Below are 19,916 nucleotides of genomic sequence, written 5' to 3' on the forward strand. Positions count from 1 at the left end.
ATGGGAAACAAATCGAATTCACTAAGTAGAGTAGAACGTCACCAACGTGAAAAGGTTCTACGCTTCTCTATTCGTAAATATAGCTTTGGTGCGGCATCAGTAGCTGTTGCAGCACTGATGTTTTTAGGTGCGCGCGTGGTGAGTGCAGATAGTGTGATTGAAAACAATTCACAAAATACCACAGATGTGGTTAACCAGAAAGAGAAGGAAAAATCACTTGCAGAGATTCAACAACCTACCGATAACAAAGTAGAAGTTGCACAGAATCCTTCAGAAAAGGAAACGGCAACTAATATTGAAAGCGTTGTCAAAGCGATTGATAAAGCGAAATTAAGAAAAGTAGTTGAAGAGTTAAATGCTACTCTTTCATCGAAATCAGATCTTGACAACTCAGTTATTTCTCCGATTAAGGACAGAGTTCAAAAAGGGCAAGCCCTACTAGGCAGTGATACTGCAACTCAGAAGGATGTAGATGAACTACTTCCCCTTTTAGAAAGTGATTTAACTGCTTTATCAAATGCTGCTAAAGAATCAAGCAAGGTTCAAGAAAATGCAACTGAGAATAAGACTGAAATCAAAGATAATAAAACCACTTCTGAACTAAGTGAAGCTGATAAAACTATTTCAGATAAGAAAGAATCGCTAAAATTGTCTGCTGATCAATTACAAGCAGCAGTTCTTGAGCTTCCTGAACATGAATCAACTAAAGAAGTACTTGAAAAAGCTAACGAACTCTTGGGATTAGCCCAAGGGGTTATTCAGAATACAACCATTTCTCCTAACGATATTGAAGATCTAACAAAGCGTGTGAAGAGAATGTTTAACTCTGTTAAAATTTCTACCCTTCGTTTGACTTCAGGTTCTCATGATCCGCGTAATGGAGAGAAGATTGAGAAGGGGACAAATGTAAGAGCAGCTTCAATTTCTTCAACATGGGATTCAAGTGACAACTTATTAATTTATCAACGTCACCGTGCAAGTGATGGAAGTAGAGTTGTAAGAAATGGATTAAGAGAATATACAGAAAATAAAGTAGATATGTTCGCTAAAACGACAACAATTGGCGGAGAACGTTATGTAACTTATGATGTCTTCTTCAACAATGATGGTACTGCAATGGCGAACTTAAGTAGATATCAAATCTATCGCTTAATATTACCACCTCAAATTTTAGATTTAAATAGTAATGGTACCTATAAAGGTAATACTTTAAGAGACTTGAAGTTTGAAACTTATACAAGAAATGGGAACTCTGGCACTCTTTCTCAAAATCCAGAAAGATTTACTAGAACGGGTTCATATAATGTTAATTTCTTAAATGATTCATCTGATTATGGTCCAGCTTGGAAAAAATTAACGTATTTCTATGGCTTAGATATTAGACATAACAATAGTTATGACGGAGATATGCGTGATACGTTTAAAGGAAATAGTAATGATCCGCTTTTAATCCATGCGGTTACAAGAACGGAAAGCAAATTTAACAAATATTCATATGGTTTTGGGGTTAAAACAGAGGATAAAACAGCTGCAGTACATATGCAGGTGAAAGCTAAGTTGAAATCTGGAGTAACTGATGACCAGGTAAGAGATGCATTTGCATTAGCAGTTGCGGGTACTTATGGAGCAACTACTAACCAAGCATATACATTCATTTCAGGACGAGATGCAAATGAACCGATATATACAGATTATCCAGACCAACCAGTTCAACCAACCTTAAGAGAAAAACAAGCGAAACTGTATCCTATCCAAGGTAGCTCTCATACGAAAGTCGTCGGAGATACAATTCCTAACACAGGTAATCCTGTAGCAGATAAATATATTACACGTAAGGGTAGCGGAGATTTCCCTGCTGGAATGAGTTGGAGTTGGAAAAATAATTCTGCTCCAAGTACAGCAAATGCTGGGAAGTTTACTTATACTGCAATCGCAAGATATCATGATGGTTCAACTTCGGAAGATGCAAAATCAGGATCAGATGGAAGAGTTTACTTTACAGTTAATCCTAAAAAACCTACAATCACAGCAAGTGATGTGCAACATAAAAAAGGTTTAACAAATCAACGAATCACAGTAAATGTTGGTACAGGAGTTAAAACAGGCTCTACAGTTACTCTATATAGTGGTAACAAAGTTATCGGAACAGGAAAAACAAATGGGGCTACAGCAACAATTACTGTAGCAGAAGCATTACCTGGAACACCGATTACAGCCATCACAACTGTAGATAATAATGGAGTTGTTACTTCAGAACGAAGTGATGGAGTTACACCGACGGATGCTCCAGATAACCAAGCTCCAACGGTTAAAATGACTAATCCGACAAATGGAAACAAATCAACTGTATTAACAGACAATGAATCAACATCTCCAGTAACTCGTATTTATAGAGGAGCAACTTTAAATGTTCCATTATCAATGTATGATAATGATCCTAAAGGAAAAGTAAACTTAAAATATGAAGGTGGATTACCAAAAGGTGTTACTTTTAATAATGGAACAACTCTTTCAAAAACAGGAGCAGTAGAAAAAAATCCAGGAACAACAAGTGTTACTGGGACAGTTGCTGCGGATGCACCATTAGGAAAACATACGGCTACTTTTAAAGTGTCAGACGACCAAAGCGGTAATGTTGATAAAGGCAATAAATCTACGGTGAAATTTAGAACAGAAGTCGTTGATTTAGAGTTTGAAGATGGTAAAGGTGAAATTAGACAAGATGGTACTTTAGTTGTTAAAGGAAATAAAGGTACTTCACTAAATGATGCCAATAGTTACTTAAGAACAACTGATGGGACAACTCACAATGATAGTTTCTTCCCAGGTGGAATGAAATTTAGATTTATTCAACCAGATAACGCTGTTAAGAATAATGTTACTTTCAATACACCAGGTAAACATGTTGTAAAAGCAGCAGCTTATTTCCCTGAAAATTATGCAGGAACGAATGGAGTTCAAACAGTTCCTCGTACTGGAGTTACAGGTGATAATGTTTCTGAAATTACAAATAGAGCCTATTTAACGAAAAACATTGAGGTTCAAATTAAACCTACTGCACCAACAGTAACGCCAGAAACAAATGGGGATGTTACAGTAACGCCAGTGGTTGAAGAAAATGTTAATACATTTAATTTCACTTATAATGATCCGAATAACACGCCAAAAACTGTTACAGCAACAAAAACAGGAAATGGATGGACATTAAGTAATGCTCCAGCTGATGGTGTGACGATTGATAAAACTACAGGAAAGGTAACTATTAAAGACAGAGCTATCAAAGATTCTGATCCAGTTACTGCAAAATCTAAAACAAATGACAATGTAGAAAGTGATCCAACAACAAAAACTTCAAACGTTGGAGATAATGAACCACCTAAATTCAAGTTTACTCCTAATGGAAAAGAAACAAGAGTTGAAACAGGAGGAGAGCAAGTAGCATATATCACTCCGACAGAAGATACAAACTTAAAGATTGGTACAGTAACAGATAACTCTGGTAAATTATCTGAGGTGAAATTCGCAGATAAAGCTAATAAAGTATTTGGTATTCAAGGCTTAGGTTCAGGTATTACCTATAATGAAGTAGCTAAAACAAATAATGGAGATGTTGATGCTCCAAGAGATATCATTGTTTCAGGTAAGCTACCAGAGCGTAATGGTAATGCAGCTTGGACTGATAATGTTGAAATAACACGTTTTGTTGTGGCAAAAGATGCTGCACTTAAGGAAATGAGAGATCAAACTGAAAATGTTTCAAATCCAACTCGTGTTAAATTAAAAGTTTTAACGCAAGCAACGAAATACGATCCACACGTTGGAAATCAAGTAATTGATAAGGATATCACTGCTTCAGGTGCAACGGTTACTCAAGCAGAGTTTGATGCAATTAAATCAAATATTACTTTCACTTCAGAACGTGGTGATGTGAAAATTAGTAATAATTCTAACAATAGAACTACTGGTTTAAATATCACGATGAATGATAATGGTGCAATTAAGCAAGATTCTTCAAATGGTTCATACTATGTAAGTGCCAGAATCGAATATCCAGACCATTCAACGGAAGATGTTAGAATTCCAGTTGCTAAATCTGATACAACAGCACCAAGAGTAACAATAAATGGTAAAGAATTGTCAGAAACAGCTACAGATTATTCATTTGTAGTCTTTAAAGGTTCTACATTTAATCCAACATTAAGAGTAAGTGACGATAAAAATAGCGTGAAAAGCGTAAGTGTATCAGGCTTACCAAGTGGAAATAATTTCTCAGCAACAGGAAACTGGTCTAAAACTGGAGCAGATGTTCAAGTAGCAGGAGATGCTATTACAGCAACAAATAATGCTCAATTAGGAGATCATGAAGCAAGTATTGTTGTAAAAGATGCACTAAACAATGAGAAAACTTATAAATTCAAATATAAAGTTGTAGATGTTGCAATTAGAGAAACACCAAAAACAGTCTCATTAAATACACAATTAGGAGATTCTCATAATTATGTAAAAGTAGTTGATGGTACTAATCCAGATGGAGAAGAAAAATATTATCCAGATGGTATGAGATTCAAGTGGAAAAAAGTAACAGCTGAAGTTGCTAATAACACTAGATTAACTAGACCAGGTATAGTAACGGAGTACAAACCACTAGTTGAGTTTAAATCAGGTGCTGGTTTCTATACAAAAACGATTGATGGTAAGGAAGTTAAAGTTTACACACCTGCTACAATTGAAAGAGATCAAACATTCCGTGTTAAACCAACAGCACCAACAATTGCTCCTTTAGAAAATGGAGATGTAACAGTAACTCCAGTAAGTGAAGAAAATGTTAACACATTAAACTTTACTTATAAACATCCAAATGATTCTACTATTACAGTGACAGCTACTAAAAATGGAAATAGATGGTCATTAACAAGCGGTGCACCTGGAGACGGTGTAACGATTGATCCTGAAACTGGTGTTGTGACTATTAAAGACCGTGCTATTAAAGATGTAGCTGAAGTAACAGCTAAATCTGTGACAACAGACAGTGTAGATAGTGATACAACAACTGCTAATTCTAAAGCGGGAGATAAAGAACCACCTGTATTTACATTTGCCCCAGACGGAAAAGAAAAAGTAGTTGATGCTAATGGTAGACAAGTTGTCTATGTAACTCCAACGGAAGAGACAGATCTTAATATTGGTGTTGTAACAGATAATTCTGGGAAATTAGTACAAGCTATATTCAGAGAAATAAATGGTAATACATCTAGCGGATTAGGATTCCCAGGATTAACTCATAATGGATTACCTCGTACTGATAATGTAGAAGTAGATGCTCCAAGAAATATCCTAGTAACAGGAAAAGTAAGTGAATACAAATCAGGTACAACACCGTGGGCTGATACAGACGAATATACTCGTGGTATGTATGCAAGAGATGCTGCAACAAATGAGATAAGAAATACGTCTGAACATCCTACAAATGTAGTCTTTAAAGTTCTAACTCAAGCAACAAAATATGAACCACAGGTTTCAGCTCAACCAGTGAATGTGGATGTTAATGCTACAAGTGCGAAAATTAGTCAGTCAGATTTTGATGCACTGAAATCAAATATTACCTTTAATTCAACTCGTGGCCCTATAAAAATAGATAATACAACTGCTGGTTTGAAGATTTCTATGAAGGAAGACGGAGCTATTAAGCAAAATCCTGATGGTTCTCACTATGTTGGTGCAACTATCGAATATCCAGACCATTCAAGAGACGAAATTCAAATCCCTGTCGTAAAAGCAGATGCGAATGAACCAAGTGCAACAATGGATGGAATGTTGTTAACAAAAGATGAAAATACTACAGCTAACTTTGTGGTGTTTAGAGGTTCAACATTTAACCCAACATTCAATGTAAGAGATGACAGAAACAACATTAATAAGATTAATGTAACAGGACTTCCAAATGGAACAAGTATTGAGAAAACTGGTCCTTGGACAAGTGGAACAAACGTTAAGATTACTGAAGCAACAAACACATCTACATCTACAGCTGATTTAGGAGAACGTGTTGGAGAAGTAACGGTTACTGACGCTACAGGAAACACTGGTACTTATAAATATAAATATAAAGTAGTAGATGTTGAAGTTAGAAATAGTCCAGAAACAGTTGAGTTAGGGACTAAACTAGTTGATGCAGCAAATGCAAATAATGGTAAAGACTCTCATAATTATGTGGAAGTAGTCGACGGTCAAAATAATAATGGTGATGATAAATATTACCCAGCAGGAATGAACTTCAAATGGAGTAAGAATAATGCTGAAATTACAACTACTACTGAGTTTAATAAACCAGGTGTAGTAACGGATTATAAAGCATTAGTGAAATTCTCATCTGGTGCAGGATTCTATACAAAGAGTATCGATGGAAAAACTGCTAAAGTTTATACACCTGCTAGCATCGAAAAAGAGGTTACATTCCATGTAGCATCTCCAAAACCAACGTTTAATCAGGATGCAGTTTCATCAACTACACGTACGATTAGTGGTACATTAGGTGGATTTACATTAGATAATAATAATGATAGAGTTGTAGAAGTACGCTTAAATGATAAAGATAATACAGTTTTATCAAGTAAAAATGGACAAGTAACTATTAATGGAGATACTTGGACAGCAACATTACCAGATAATGTAAAACTTCGTCAAAGTGAAAACAAAAACGGAGAAACAACTCAACCATCAGCTATTACAGTAGTGAACAAAGTTGGAAATACAGATGTTTCTAAAACGAGTGATCCTAAAGTAGTTACAATGGGAGATTACTCACCTTCTGCTACGATTGCTGGTAGCAAGCATATTGATGTAACAGTGCCACATGATGCAAAACGAATCGAGTTACGATTCCATAACAGTACTGATACTGATAATACGCCAAATAGTATTGTCCTTGTTCGTAATGAAAATGGTGGGGATTGGCAAGTAGATCCTGCAACACCAGCTGGAGTTACAAATGCAAATAACTTTGTACAAGGAATTACAAATAGTATTAATGAAGGCAATAAAGCTGAAAACAAAGTAAGCATTACCCTAAAAGAAACAGATAATAATAAAAAACTTCTTATTAAAGAAGAGGTTGCTTCTGGAGATAATACAGATAATTATACTAGCGGATTAGGATTACGAGTAGATTACAAACCTGAAACTGGACAAAATGCAACACCAGCAGGAAAATGGCAAGTTATTACAGTAACCAATGATGCTCCAGTAGTAACGTTGAAAGATGCAGCAGTAGGAACACAAGAAAATCCAAAAGTTTATACTGCTGGAACAGCACTTACAGAAGATTTATTAAAAGAATTAGTAACGGTGTCTGATACTGAAGATGATCGTACTACGGATAAACCTTTCGGGACAGGTACTGTTAATGTTACTGGTCTTCCAGCCAATCCAACGGCAGGAGTTTATACTGTAACGCTTCAACCTGTTGATAGCCAAGGAAAAGCAGGAAATAAAGTAACTGTACATGTAGTTGTAAAAGAAGAAAAACCAGCAGCTCCAACTATTTCACAATGGCAAAATGGAAATGTTAAAGTAACGCCACCAACAGATGGAGATAAAGTAACGATTCCATTAACAGATGGAACTGTAACACTAGTGAAGAAAGATTCTGGATGGGAACTTGAAACACCAAAAGAAGGTGTCGTATTCCGTAATGGTTCATTAGAAATTCCTAAAAAATTAGTAGGAACTAGTGTGACTGCCAAAGCAACAAAAGGTACAGGTGGTTCAGCTGTAGAATCTGATGATGCGACATATACAACAACACCTCACAAAGTAACAACTGTTGATGTTATTAAAGAAGTAGATTCTCCATTAACAAATTCTGATTTATCAGGAAAAACAGGGGTTACTGGAGTAGTAGATGGAAGTGAAATGAAAGATTTCACAGCTGCGAAGATTACAAGTGTAGTGGAAAAAACATCACCATTACCAACTGTAACTCCAGATACTAAACATACAATTCCAGTGACAATTACTTATGAAGATGGTTCAACAGAAACAACTGATGTAATTGTTAAAGTGAAACCACAAGCTCCAACAGTTACACCAAAAGAAAACGGAACAGTAGAAATTACACCGATATTAACTGGAGAAGGAACTACAACTATCACATATACAGGTGAAGATAATACGCCACAAACAGTAACAGTAACAAAAGCTGGAGATGGAACTTGGACAAGCTCTGATCCAACAGTTGCTGTTGATACAAATGGTAAAGTTACTATTCCTGCGGATAAAGTAAAAGATGGTTCACCAGTTACTGCGCAAGTAACAAGTAAAACAACAGACTTAACAAGTCAATCATCTACAGAAACTGCTGGAAAACCATTAACAGTTGAAGTAGGAACACCAGTAGATGTAATTGAAAATAAAGCATATACAAGTGATAAAGTGGTGACACCTAACAAAGATAATAGTACTATTACTCCAACACCTAAGAATGGATTAACAGTAACTCCTGATGGTAAAGTTACTGGAACACCAGACATTAAAGACTGGGGAGAAATCGAAGAAAATCGTACTGTAACGATAAAAGTAACTGTAACACATGAAGGTGATACACCAGTTGAAAAAGATGTTGTAGTCAATGTATTAAGAGATACAGATGGAGATGGAACACCAGATAAAGATGATTCAGATGATGATAATGATGGTATTCCAGATGATCAAGATAAAAATCCAAAACTAGCAGATAAACTTACAGGAACTGTGACACCACCAGCCCCTGTAAGAGAAAAAGCTGAAGTTCCACCAGTTACAGTTGTAACACCAAATAAACCAGGTGCTACAATTACAACAGAAAATCCACCAGTAAATGGATTGTCAGTTAATGGAAATGGTGAGTTAACAGGAACTCCAACAGTAGATAATTGGGACAAAGATGAAGAAGAACGTCAAATCAACATTCCTGTTAAAATTACAAAAGAAAAAGATGGAAAAACTGGAAAAGAAACTGAGGAAATTAAGGTCGAAGTTCCAGTAACTATCCTACGAGACACAGATGGCGATGGAATTCCAGATAAAGAAGATTCAGATGATGATAACGATGGAATTCCAGATGAGGAAGAGAAGAAAAACGGAACAGATCCAAAAGTTCCTACGACTCAAACTCCAAGTATAGGAATTACTCGTAAAGAAAATGGTGATGCAATCGTAACACCAACGAAACCAGGTGGAGGAACATATCCACCAGGAACAACTGTAACAATTCCAGGAAATGACAATACTCCAATCGAAGTTACAATTGGAAATGACGGTTCAGGAACAGTTCCAAACGATAAACTTCCAAAAACTGATAAACCAGGAACAGGAGTAGTAACAGAACCGAATAAAGCACCATCTAAACCTGTAGAGGTAACAACACCAGCTCGTAAACCATCAACAATTGAGTTAGAACAAGATCCAAAAACAGGAGATGTTACTGTAACGCCTAAGAAACCAGATGGATCAACATATCCACCAGGAACAACAGTGGAAATTCCAGGTAAGAATGGAACACCTATTGTCGTAACTATAGAAGAAGGCGGTAAAGGAAAAGTTTCAAACAGTAATTTACCAGAAGATAAAACACCAGGAACAGGTAAAATTACAGAAAATGGTAAAGATCCTGAAGATGTTAAAGTGGAAACACCAAAACGAATTGATCCAACTTTACCAGAAACAGATGCTCCAACAGAGATTGCAATTACTCGTAAAGAAAATGGAGATGCTATTGTAACACCTAAGAAACCAGGAGGAACATATCCGCCAGGAACTAAGGTTGAAATCCCTGGAGAAGATGGAACAACTATCGAAGTAACGATAGGAAATGATGGTTCAGGAACAGTTCCAAATGATAGCTTGCCAAAAGATGCTAAACCTGGAACTGGAACAGTAACAGAACCGAATAAGAAACCATCACAACCTGTAAATGTGACAACACCAGCACGTAAGACACCAACAGTAGAGTTGGAACAAAATCCAAACACTGGTGATGTAACAGTAACACCTAAGAAACCAGGTGAAGAAACTTATCCACCAGGAACAGTAGTGGAAATTCCAGGTAAAGATGGAAACCCAATTAGAGTAGAAATTGGACAAAATGGTAAGGGTACAGTTCCAAATAGTGAATTACCAGACGGGAACACTCCAGGTAATGCTAAGATAACAGAACCGAATAAACCTGTTGAAAATGTGAAGGTGGAAACACCAGCCCGTAAGACACCAACAGTAGAGTTACAACAAGATCCAGATACAGGGGAAGTAACAGTAACACCTAAGAAACCAGATGGAACAACATACCCATCAGGAACGAAGGTAGAAATTCCAGGTAAGAATGGCACACCAATCGTTGTAACAATCGGAGAAGATGGTAAAGGAAAAGTTCCAAATAAAGACTTACCAGACGGTAATGTTTCAGGTTCAGGAACAATCACTGAGCCTGGTACAGGTAAAACGCCTGAAAAAGTTACTGTTGAAACACCAGCTCGCTTAATACCAGCGTTAGTATTAGATCAAGATCCAAATACAGGAGATGTGACAGTAACACCTAAGAAACCAGATGGAACAACATATCCTCCAGGAACGAAGGTAGAAATTCCAGGTAAGAATGGAGTACCAATTGTGGTAACAACAGGACCAGATGGAAAAGTAATTATTCCAAATAAAGACTTACCAGATGGAGAAATTTCAGGAACAGGTAAAATTACACCGCCAGGTAAACCTTCTGTTGAATTAGAAGTGAAAACACCGAAAAAACTAGATCCAAATGCATCACAAACAGAAAAACCAGAAAAACCAGGTGGAATCGAAATTACAAGAAAACCAAATGGAGATGCTGTGGTAACACCTAAGAAACCAGATGGAACAACATATCCACCAGGAACGAAGGTAGTTATCCCAGGTGATCATAATACTCCAATAGAAGTTACTATCGGAGATAATGGATCAGGTGAAGTACCAAATGATAAACTTCCAAAAGGAGATTTACCAGGAAAAGGTATCGTAACAGAACCGAATAAGAGACCATCTAATCCAGTTGATGTAACAACGCCAGCGCGTAAGACACCAACAATAGAGTTGGAACAAGATCCAAGTACGGGTGATGTGACAGTAACACCTAAGAAACCAGATGGTTCAATTTATCAACCAGGAACGAAGGTAGAAATTCCAGGTAAGAATGGCACACCAATCATCGTAACAATTGGAGAAGATGGAAAAGGAAAAGTACCGAATAAAGACTTACCAGAAGGAGATGTTCCAGGAACAGGTAAAATTCTAGAGCCAGGAAAACCTGATGAAAATGTGAATGTAACAACACCTTCACGTAAGACACCAACAGTAGAGTTGGTACAAGATCCAGATTCAGGTGACGTAACGGTAACACCTAAGAAACCAGATGGAACAACATATCCACCAGGAACAACAGTGGAAATTCCAGGTAAGAATGGCACACCAATCGTTGTAACAATAGGAGAAGATGGTAAAGGAAAAGTACCGAATAAAGACTTACCAAACCGTGAAGTACCAGGGAATGCTAAGATTACAGAACCAGGTAAAGATCCTGTAGAAGTTCCAGTGGTAACAACACCAGCGAAACTTACTCCAACAGTAGAGTTGGAACAAGATCCAAATACAGGTGATGTAACAGTAACACCTAAGAAACCAGATGGGTCAATGTACCCACCAGGAACAGTAGTGGAAATTCCAGGTAAGAATGGAACACCAATCGTTGTAACAATTGGACAAGACGGTAAAGGTAAAGTACCAAATAATGATTTACCAGACGGTGAAGTTCCAGGAACAGGTAAGATTACAGAACCAGGTAAACCTTCTGTTGAAGTAGACGTGAAAACACCTAAGAAATTAGATCCAAATGCACCTCAAACAGAACAACCAGGTGAAATTGAAATTACAAGAAAACCAAATGGAGATGCTGTAGTAACACCTAAGAAACCAGATGGAACAACATATCCACCAGGAACGAAGGTAGTTATCCCAGGAGATCATAATACTCCAATCGAAGTGACTATTGGAGATAATGGATCAGGTGAAGTGCCAAATGATAAACTTCCAAAAGGAGATTTACCAGGAAAAGGTATCGTAACAGAGCTGAATAAGAGACCATCTAATCCAGTTGATGTAACGACGCCAGCACGTAAGACACCAACAGTAGTGTTAGAACAAGATCCAAACACAGGGGACGTAACTGTAACACCTAAGAAACCTGACGGTTCAACATACCCACCAGGAACGAAGGTAGAAATTCCAGGTAAGAATGGCACACCGATTGTTGTAATAATTGGACAAGATGGAAAAGGTAAAGTACCAAATAAAGACTTACCAGACGGTGAAGTTCCAGGAATAGGTAAGATTACAGAACCAGGAAAACCTTCTGTTGAAGTAAACGTGAAAACACCGAAAAAACTAGATCCAAATGCACCTCAAACAGAACAACCAGGTGAAATTGAAATAACAAGAAAACCAAATGGAGATGCTGTAGTAACACCTAAGAAACCAGATGGAACAACATACCCACCAGGAACGAAGGTAGTTATCCCAGGTGACAATAACACTCCAATCGAAGTGATTATTGGAGATAATGGATCAGGTGAAGTACCAAATGGTAAACTTCCAAAAGGAGATTTGCCAGGAAAAGGAACAGTAACAGAGCCGAATAAGAGACCATCTAAACCAGTTGATGTAACAACGCCAGCACGTAAGACACCAACAGTAGAGTTAGAACAAGATCCAAATACAGGTAATGTAACAGTAACACCTAAGAAACCAGATGGGTCAACATACCCACCAGGAACGAAGGTAGAAATTCCAGGTAAGAATGGCACACCGATTGTTGTAATAATTGGACAAGATGGAAAAGGTAAAGTACCAAATAAAGACTTACCAGACCGTGAAGTACCAGGGAATGCTAAGATTACAGAACCAGGAAAAGATCCTGTTGAAGTTCCAGTGGTAACAACCCCAGCGAAACGTACTCCAACCGTAGTGTTAGAACAAGATCCAAATACAGGGAACGGCACAGTAACACCTGCTACCAATGGAAATTCTGGTCAAGATACACCTGCGCCTACACCAACAACTCCAATTCCAGATGTAGTTACTCCGAATGCAAATCATGAAGATACTACAGATGCTAGTGACAATGGAGCTAAATCAAATGATTCTCAAAATGTATTGCCAAATACAGGAACAGAATCAAATGCGACTCTTGCCTCTCTAGGACTTCTTGGTATGTTAAGTGGTCTAGGACTTGCTTTGGGAAAGAAAAAAGAAGACTAAAATAAAAATTTAGTCACAGCAACATTCATTCTTTTGTATTGTAAAGATAAACTAGATTGGTTCTGGGAATCGTGTTAGTCATAAAATACAAAGAATGTTTAGAATAGAGAAAGCGAACAATGCTAGGATTTTGTTAAACGAAATTCTAAGTATTGTTCGCTTTTGTGGTATAATAATTACTATGCAGAAGAAACCAACGTCAGCTTATGTGCACATCCCATTTTGTACCCAGATTTGTTATTATTGTGACTTTTCAAAAGTATTTATCAAGAATCAGCCAGTCGACAGCTATTTGGAGCATCTGCTGGAAGAGTTTCGTTCCTATGATATTCAAAAGTTGCGAACCCTCTATATCGGTGGTGGGACACCGACAGCCTTGTCGGCTCCGCAACTGGAGGTATTGCTGGATGGCTTGACTAAAAACTTGGATTTGTCAGTCTTGGAAGAATTGACCATTGAAGCCAATCCAGGTGACTTGGATGCGGACAAGATTGCTGTTTTGAAGAACTCGGCTGTCAATCGTGTTTCCTTGGGCGTGCAGACCTTTGATGACAAGATGCTGAAAAAGATTGGGCGCAGTCATTTGGAGAAGGATATTTATGAAAATATCGACCGCCTGAAACTGGCTGGTTTTGACAATATCTCTATCGACTTGATTTATGCACTGCCTGGTCAGACTATGGAGCAAGTTAAGGAAAATGTAGCTAAGGCCATTGGGTTGGATATTCCCCATATGAGTTTGTATAGCTTGATATTGGAAAATCATACGGTCTTTATGAATCGTATGCGACGAGGGAAATTGCCTCTGCCTAAGGAGGAACTGGAAGCTGAGATGTTTGAGTACATCATCGCAGAGCTGGAGCGAGCTGGTTTTGAGCATTATGAGATTTCCAATTTCTCCAAGCCTGGTTTTGAAAGTCGCCACAATCTCATGTACTGGGACAATGCTGAATACTATGGCATCGGTGCTGGGGCATCTGGTTATGTCAATGGAGTGCGCTATAAAAATCATGGTCCCATTCGTCATTATCTCAGTGCAGTTGAGGAAGGCAATGCTCGTATTACAGAAGAGCAGCTGAGCCAAAAAGAGCAGATGGAAGAAGAAATGTTTCTGGGACTCCGCAAGAAATCAGGGGTCTCTATGGCGCGATTTGAAGAAAAATTTGGACGGTCTTTCGAGGGACTTTATGGAGAAATTGTCAGAGACTTGGTTCAACAAGGTCTCATGCAAATAGACGGTAATCGCGTGCGCATGACAAAAAGAGGTCTCTTTTTGGGAGACACTGTAGCAGAACGATTTATTTTGGAGTAGGATCATGGGCTTAACTTATCAAATGAAAATGAAGATTCCTTTTGATATGGCTGATATGAACGGTCATATCAAACTTCCAGATGTGATTTTGCTGTCCTTGCAAGTTTCAGGGATGCAGTCGATTGAACTCGGGGTTAGTGATAAGGCCATTTTGGAAGAGCATAATCTGGTTTGGATTATCACAGAATACGATATTGAGGTGGTTCGTTTACCTCGTTTTGCGGAAGAAATCACCATCGAAACGGAAGCTTTGAGCTACAATCGACTCTTTTGCTACCGTCGCTTTACCATTTATGATGAAGCAGGACAGGAACTCATCCACATGTTGGCGACCTTTGTTCTCATGGACCGAGACAGTCGAAAAGTCCATGCTGTTGAACCTGAGATTGTGGCTCCTTACCAGTCTGAGTTTGATAAAAAACTTATCCGTGGACCAAAGTATAATTCCTTGGAAGAACCAAACAGCAAGGATTACCATGTTCGTTTTTACGACTTGGATATGAATGGTCATGTCAATAACAGTAAATACTTGGACTGGATTTTTGAGGTCATGGGAGCGGATTTTTTGACCCAGTATATTCCCAAGAAAATCAACCTCAAGTATGTCAAGGAAGTTCGACCAGGTGGGGTGATTACATCGGCTGTTGAACGGACTGGACTGGAAAGCAAGCATGAGATTACAAGCGACGGGGCTACCAATGCTCAAGCCATCATCACTTGGCAAGAAATAAAAAAAGATTAGGGTAAAATATATGAAATACAAAGGCTATTTAATTGATTTAGACGGAACTATTTATAAGGGGAAAAATCGAATCCCAGCAGGAGAGGCTTTTGTCCATGAATTGCAAAAGCGTGATATTCCTTATCTCTTTGTGACCAACAATACAACCCGCACTCCAGAGAGTGTTCAGGAGATGCTGGCTCAGAATTTTAATATCGATACGCCCCTATCGACTGTCTACACAGCGACTTTGGCAACTATCGACTATATGAACGACTTGGGACTGGAAAAGACGGTCTATGTCATTGGTGAAGCAGGGCTCAAGGAAGCCATCAAGGCGGCTGGTTATGTGGAAGACAAGGAAAATCCTGCCTATGTGGTAGTAGGTTTGGACTGGCAAGTGGATTACGAAAAATTTGCGACAGCAACTCTGGCTATTCAAAAGGGTGCCCACTTTATCGGAACCAACCCTGACCTCAACATCCCGACAGAACGTGGTCTTTTACCTGGAGCAGGTTCGCTAGTAACTCTCCTTGAAGTAGCAACACGAGTGAAGCCTGTTTATATCGGAAAACCAAATGCCATCATTATGGACAAGGCGGTTGAGCACTTAGGTTTGGGACGTGAAGAATTAATCATGGTTGGGGACAATTACCTGACTGATATTCGAGCAGGGATTGACAATGGTATTCCAACGCTCTTGGTGACAACAGGTTTTACCAAGGCAGAAGAAGTAGCAGACCTGCCAATCACACCGACACATGTGGTTTCTAGCCTTGCGGAGTGGGATTTTGATGAGAACTAAACTGACCTTTTGGAGCTCTATGCTCTTTCTCCTCTCCCTTTCAATCCTTCTGACCATCTATCTGGCTTGGGTTTTCTATCCTATAGAGATGCAGTGGCTGAACTTAACAAATCGAGTTTATCTAAAACCAGAAACCATTCAATACAACTTTCATATCTTGATGAATTATCTGACTAATCCTTTTAGTCAGGTCTTGCAGATGCCTGATTTTCGTTCGTCAGCAGCTGGTCTGCACCATTTCGCAGTGGTCAAGAATCTCTTTCATTTGGTTCAGCTAGTAGCTCTAGTGACACTGCCAAGTTTCTATGTCTTTGTCAAAGGGATTGTGAAAAAGGGCTTCTTGTCTCTATTTAGTAAAGGGCTTTTGGCTCTAGTGGTCTTGCCTTTGCTGATTGGGCTTGGGGGAGTGTTGATTGGTTTTGATCAATTCTTTACCCTTTTCCATCAAATTCTCTTTGTGGGAGATGATACCTGGCTTTTTAATCCAGCCAAGGATCCTGTTATTCTGATTTTGCCAGAGGCCTTCTTCCTCCATGCCTTCCTCCTCTTTTTCGCCCTCTATGAGAGCTTCTTTGGTTTTCTATACCTGAAAAGTCGTAGGAAATAATACTAAGATGTTCTTATTTTGAATAAATAAGTTAGGTATGTGATTTGAAACTATTGTCAATACTCAATGAAAATCAAAGAGCAAACTAGGAAACTAGCTGCAGGCTGTACTTGAGTACGGCAAGGCGACGTTGACGCAGTTTGAATTTGATTTTCGAAGAGTATAAGAATGAATTAATCAAATCCAAACAGAGTCAATCGTTCGCAAACAGTCTATTTTTCTTGAAAAAATAGGCTTTTTTTCTAAAAATCCCTAGTCAAGCGCTTTATTTTTTTGTATAATAGAAGTAGCAAAGTATAGATAAGAAGAGAAAAGCATGATTACACTATTTCTATCACCGAGCTGTACATCATGTCGTAAGGCTAAGGCCTGGTTAGAAAAACATAAGGTTCCATTTGTGGAACACAATATTATGACCAGTCCTTTAACAAGAAAAGAATTGCAACACATCCTTTCCTTGACCGAAAATGGTACTGATGACATCATTTCAACTCGTTCAAAAATTTTTCAAAAATTGAATATTGATGTAGAGAGTATTTCGGTATCGGAATTGCTTCATTTAATTGAGCAGTACCCTAGTCTTTTGCGTCGTCCAATTATTATTGATGCTAAGCGCATGCAAATCGGTTTTAATGAAGATGAGATTCGTGCTTTTCTCCCCCGTAGTTATCGTAAGCAAGAACTAAAAGAAGCAAGAATGAGAGCTGGTATTAGTTAATGAACAAACAGTATAGTTACCCACTAGATTTGTCGTGGAGCACTGAAGAACTTGCTTCAGTGCTTTCTTTTTTTAATGATGTTGAAGCTGCCTATGAAGGCAAGGTAGAGGCTAAAAAGTTACTGGACTCCTATAAGGGATTCAAAGCGGTCGTGCCAAGCAAGAGTGAAGAGAAACGTTTGGGGCGAGAATTTGAAATGGTTAGTGGCTATTCGCTTTACCGAGTAGTTCAGGCTGCTAAGGAAAAAGGGGAAGGAAAGATTTCTCTTGGAAAGTAAATTTGAATTTGCTAAAGAACTTGTTAAGAAAGCAGGCCAGTACATCCTTGACCATATGCAGGAAGACTTGCGTGTTGAGACCAAGTCCTCTCCAACAGACTTGGTGACCAGACTGGACAAGGAAGTTCAGGAACTATTGGTGGGTGAGATTTTATCTCGTTATCCTGAGGATAAGATTTGTGCTGAAGAAGGTTGTCTGCGAGCTTCGGTTCAAGAAGGAAAGGTTTGGGTCATTGATCCGATTGATGGTACCAATAACTTTGTAGCCCAGCAGGAAGATTTTGCTGTTATGATGGCTTATTTTGAAAATGGTCAAGGCCAGTTTGGCCTGATTTATGATGTGGTCAAAGGGAATTGTTATCACGGTGGTGGAGCCTTTCCCGTTTGTCTAAATGATAAGCCCCTAGCTCCCTTTAAAGCAAAACCACTTGGAGATTTTCTTATTGCAGGAAATAGTGGCATGCTGGAAACCAACGAATGGGGGCTGGCTGATTTGAGTCGAGCCGTCCTCGGTGTTCGTGTCTATGGGAGTGCGGCCATTAGTTTTGCCAAGATTTTGTCAGGGCGTTTGTTGACCTATGTCACCTATCTGCAACCATGGGATTATGCTGCTGCTAGTATTTTAGGGGAAAGTCTGGGCTATCGGATTGTGACTCTTTCTGGTGAAACTCCTAATTTTCAAACCAGACAGGCGGTCATGATGGTGCCTCTTGAGATGCAGGAGGAAATTCAGTCCTATATTTACGAAAGGAAAAGAACTTAAATGCAATTTCCAGAAGGATTTGTTGAAAAATATGAGAAGATACTAGGAGATGAGGCAAGAGATTTTCTTGCCTCTTTTGAAGAGGAAGCGGTTTCTGCCTTTCGGGTCAATCCCTTAAAAGAAGAGCAACTTTCCTTTTCTGATGCCATTCCTCAAACCCCTTGGGGACATTATGGGAAGGTATCAGGGAAATCGCCTGAGCATGCTACTGGTTTGGTTTATTCGCAAGAACCCGCTGCCCAGATGGTGGCTCAGGTAGCCCAGCCCAGTCCTGGGATGAAGGTCTTGGATTTGGCTGCTGCTCCAGGTGGAAAATCAACTCAGCTGGCCGCCTATCTAGCAGGAGAGGGTCTCCTTGTTTCAAATGAAATTTCAAGTAAACGGGCTAAGATTTTAGTAGAAAACATGGAGCGCTTTGGAGCGACAAATGTCGTAGTGACTAATGAATCTGCCGACCGCTTGGCCAAGGTCTTTAAAGGCTATTTTGACCTTATTGTCCTTGATGCTCCTTGCTCTGGGGAAGGGATGTTTCGTAAGCAACCAGATGCTATGGACTATTGGAGCCTTGATTATCCGAGCCAATGTGCTAGCTTGCAAAGAGAAATTCTGGCAGATGCGGTAACCATGTTAGCTGAAGGTGGTCGCTTGGTTTATTCAACCTGTACTTGGGCACCTGAGGAAAACGAAGAGATTGTCAATTGGCTACTGGAAGAGTATGATTTTGATTTGCTGCCAGTTGATCATATCAATGGAATGGTAGCTGGTATTGACCTGCAAGAAACGGCTCGGATGTACCCTCATCAGTTTAAGGGAGAGGGTCAGTTTGTCGCCCATTTACAATTTAAAGGTGAAAATACAGCACCTAAATGTAAGGCAAGTAAGAGTAACCTCAGCCGTGAACAGCTTGCTTTGTGGCAGGAATTTGCCCAAAATCACTTAAAGGTCAATCTAAGAGGAATCTTGCAGACGTTTGGTGACCAACTCTATCTCTTGCCAGAACTTTTGCCAGATTTAGGGAAGCTCAAGATTGCTCGCAATGGACTACATCTGGGTACCTTTAAGAAGAAACGCTTTGAGCCTAGTTTCGCTCTTGGACTAGCCTTGAAACCGAGTCAGGTCAAGCAGTCCGTTACAATTGATCAAGAAGAGTTTGTAAAGTATGTGGCTGGAGAAACCATTCAGCTGTCGGAAAGTCTGCCAAATGGTTGGTATCAAGTTTTGGTTCAAGGCAATGGGTTGGGCTTTGCTAAGGTGACTGGAAATGTTTTGAAAAATTATTTTCCAAAAGGCCTCAGATTCAAGTGAAAATGCTAGTCAAAGTAGCTTGTCTATGTTATAGTGGAAGTATGGATTTTTTCAAATTGTCTTTCATTTTAAGTCAAAATTGGTGGAGAA

At 38.9% G+C, this 19,916-nt stretch carries 9 protein-coding genes; all 9 read left to right on the forward strand.

Annotation, left to right across the window (positions count from 1 at the left end; translation table 11 throughout):
* The 9 genes from SK642_RS03265 (at nt 1) to SK642_RS03305 (ending at nt 19,826) form a co-directional block, all read left to right on the forward strand.
* Nucleotides 1-13,317, forward strand: a complete 13,317-nt coding sequence (locus tag SK642_RS03265) for a YSIRK signal domain/LPXTG anchor domain surface protein (RefSeq protein ID WP_033683356.1) — start codon at nt 1-3, stop codon at nt 13,315-13,317.
* 181 nt (nt 13,318-13,498) lie between these two features.
* Nucleotides 13,499-14,629 (forward strand): radical SAM family heme chaperone HemW, encoded by a 1,131-nt coding sequence (gene hemW, locus SK642_RS03270; RefSeq protein WP_033683357.1) that lies wholly within the window; start codon nt 13,499-13,501, stop codon nt 14,627-14,629.
* A 4-nt stretch (nt 14,630-14,633) separates the two neighbouring features.
* Entirely contained in the window at nt 14,634-15,371 is a 738-nt protein-coding gene (locus SK642_RS03275; RefSeq protein WP_033683358.1) for an acyl-[acyl-carrier-protein] thioesterase, read from the forward strand.
* 10 nt (nt 15,372-15,381) lie between these two features.
* Nucleotides 15,382-16,155 carry a TIGR01457 family HAD-type hydrolase gene (locus SK642_RS03280; protein ID WP_033683360.1) on the forward strand — a complete coding sequence of 258 codons (774 nt, stop codon included), beginning with the start codon at nt 15,382-15,384 and terminating at the stop codon, nt 16,153-16,155.
* A complete protein-coding gene (locus SK642_RS03285) occupies nt 16,145-16,762 on the forward strand; it encodes a TIGR01906 family membrane protein (RefSeq protein WP_033683361.1) in 618 nt (205 codons plus the stop codon). Before SK642_RS03280 ends, SK642_RS03285 begins: the two co-directional genes overlap by 11 nt.
* Before the next feature lie 316 nt (nt 16,763-17,078).
* Nucleotides 17,079-17,480 (forward strand): Spx/MgsR family RNA polymerase-binding regulatory protein, encoded by a 402-nt coding sequence (locus SK642_RS03290; RefSeq protein WP_000631259.1) that lies wholly within the window; start codon nt 17,079-17,081, stop codon nt 17,478-17,480.
* Entirely contained in the window at nt 17,480-17,758 is a 279-nt protein-coding gene (locus SK642_RS03295; protein ID WP_033683363.1) for a UPF0223 family protein, read from the forward strand. Before SK642_RS03290 ends, SK642_RS03295 begins: the two co-directional genes overlap by 1 nt.
* Complete coding sequence (locus tag SK642_RS03300) at nt 17,748-18,521, forward strand: inositol monophosphatase family protein (RefSeq protein ID WP_033683364.1); 774 nt, start codon at nt 17,748-17,750, stop codon at nt 18,519-18,521. Before SK642_RS03295 ends, SK642_RS03300 begins: the two co-directional genes overlap by 11 nt.
* On the forward strand, nt 18,522-19,826 hold the full coding sequence (locus SK642_RS03305) for an RsmF rRNA methyltransferase first C-terminal domain-containing protein (RefSeq protein ID WP_033683365.1): 1,305 nt from the start codon (nt 18,522-18,524) through the stop codon (nt 19,824-19,826).
* Nucleotides 19,827-19,916: the final 90 nt, after the last annotated feature.

The sequence above is a fragment of the Streptococcus mitis genome, from assembly GCF_000722705.1.
Lineage (GTDB): Bacteria > Bacillota > Bacilli > Lactobacillales > Streptococcaceae > Streptococcus > Streptococcus mitis_P.

Excerpts from the sequence above, each read along its gene's own strand:
- SK642_RS03265 (WP_033683356.1), top strand. The coding sequence starts at position 1 with ATGGGAAACAAATCGAATTCACTAAGTAGAGTAGAACGTCACCAACGT.
- hemW (WP_033683357.1), top strand. The coding sequence starts at position 13,499 with ATGCAGAAGAAACCAACGTCAGCTTATGTGCACATCCCATTTTGTACC.
- SK642_RS03275 (WP_033683358.1), top strand. The coding sequence starts at position 14,634 with ATGGGCTTAACTTATCAAATGAAAATGAAGATTCCTTTTGATATGGCT.
- SK642_RS03280 (WP_033683360.1), top strand. The coding sequence starts at position 15,382 with ATGAAATACAAAGGCTATTTAATTGATTTAGACGGAACTATTTATAAG.
- SK642_RS03285 (WP_033683361.1), top strand. The coding sequence starts at position 16,145 with ATGAGAACTAAACTGACCTTTTGGAGCTCTATGCTCTTTCTCCTCTCC.
- SK642_RS03290 (WP_000631259.1), top strand. The coding sequence starts at position 17,079 with ATGATTACACTATTTCTATCACCGAGCTGTACATCATGTCGTAAGGCT.
- SK642_RS03295 (WP_033683363.1), top strand. The coding sequence starts at position 17,480 with ATGAACAAACAGTATAGTTACCCACTAGATTTGTCGTGGAGCACTGAA.
- SK642_RS03305 (WP_033683365.1), top strand. The coding sequence starts at position 18,522 with ATGCAATTTCCAGAAGGATTTGTTGAAAAATATGAGAAGATACTAGGA.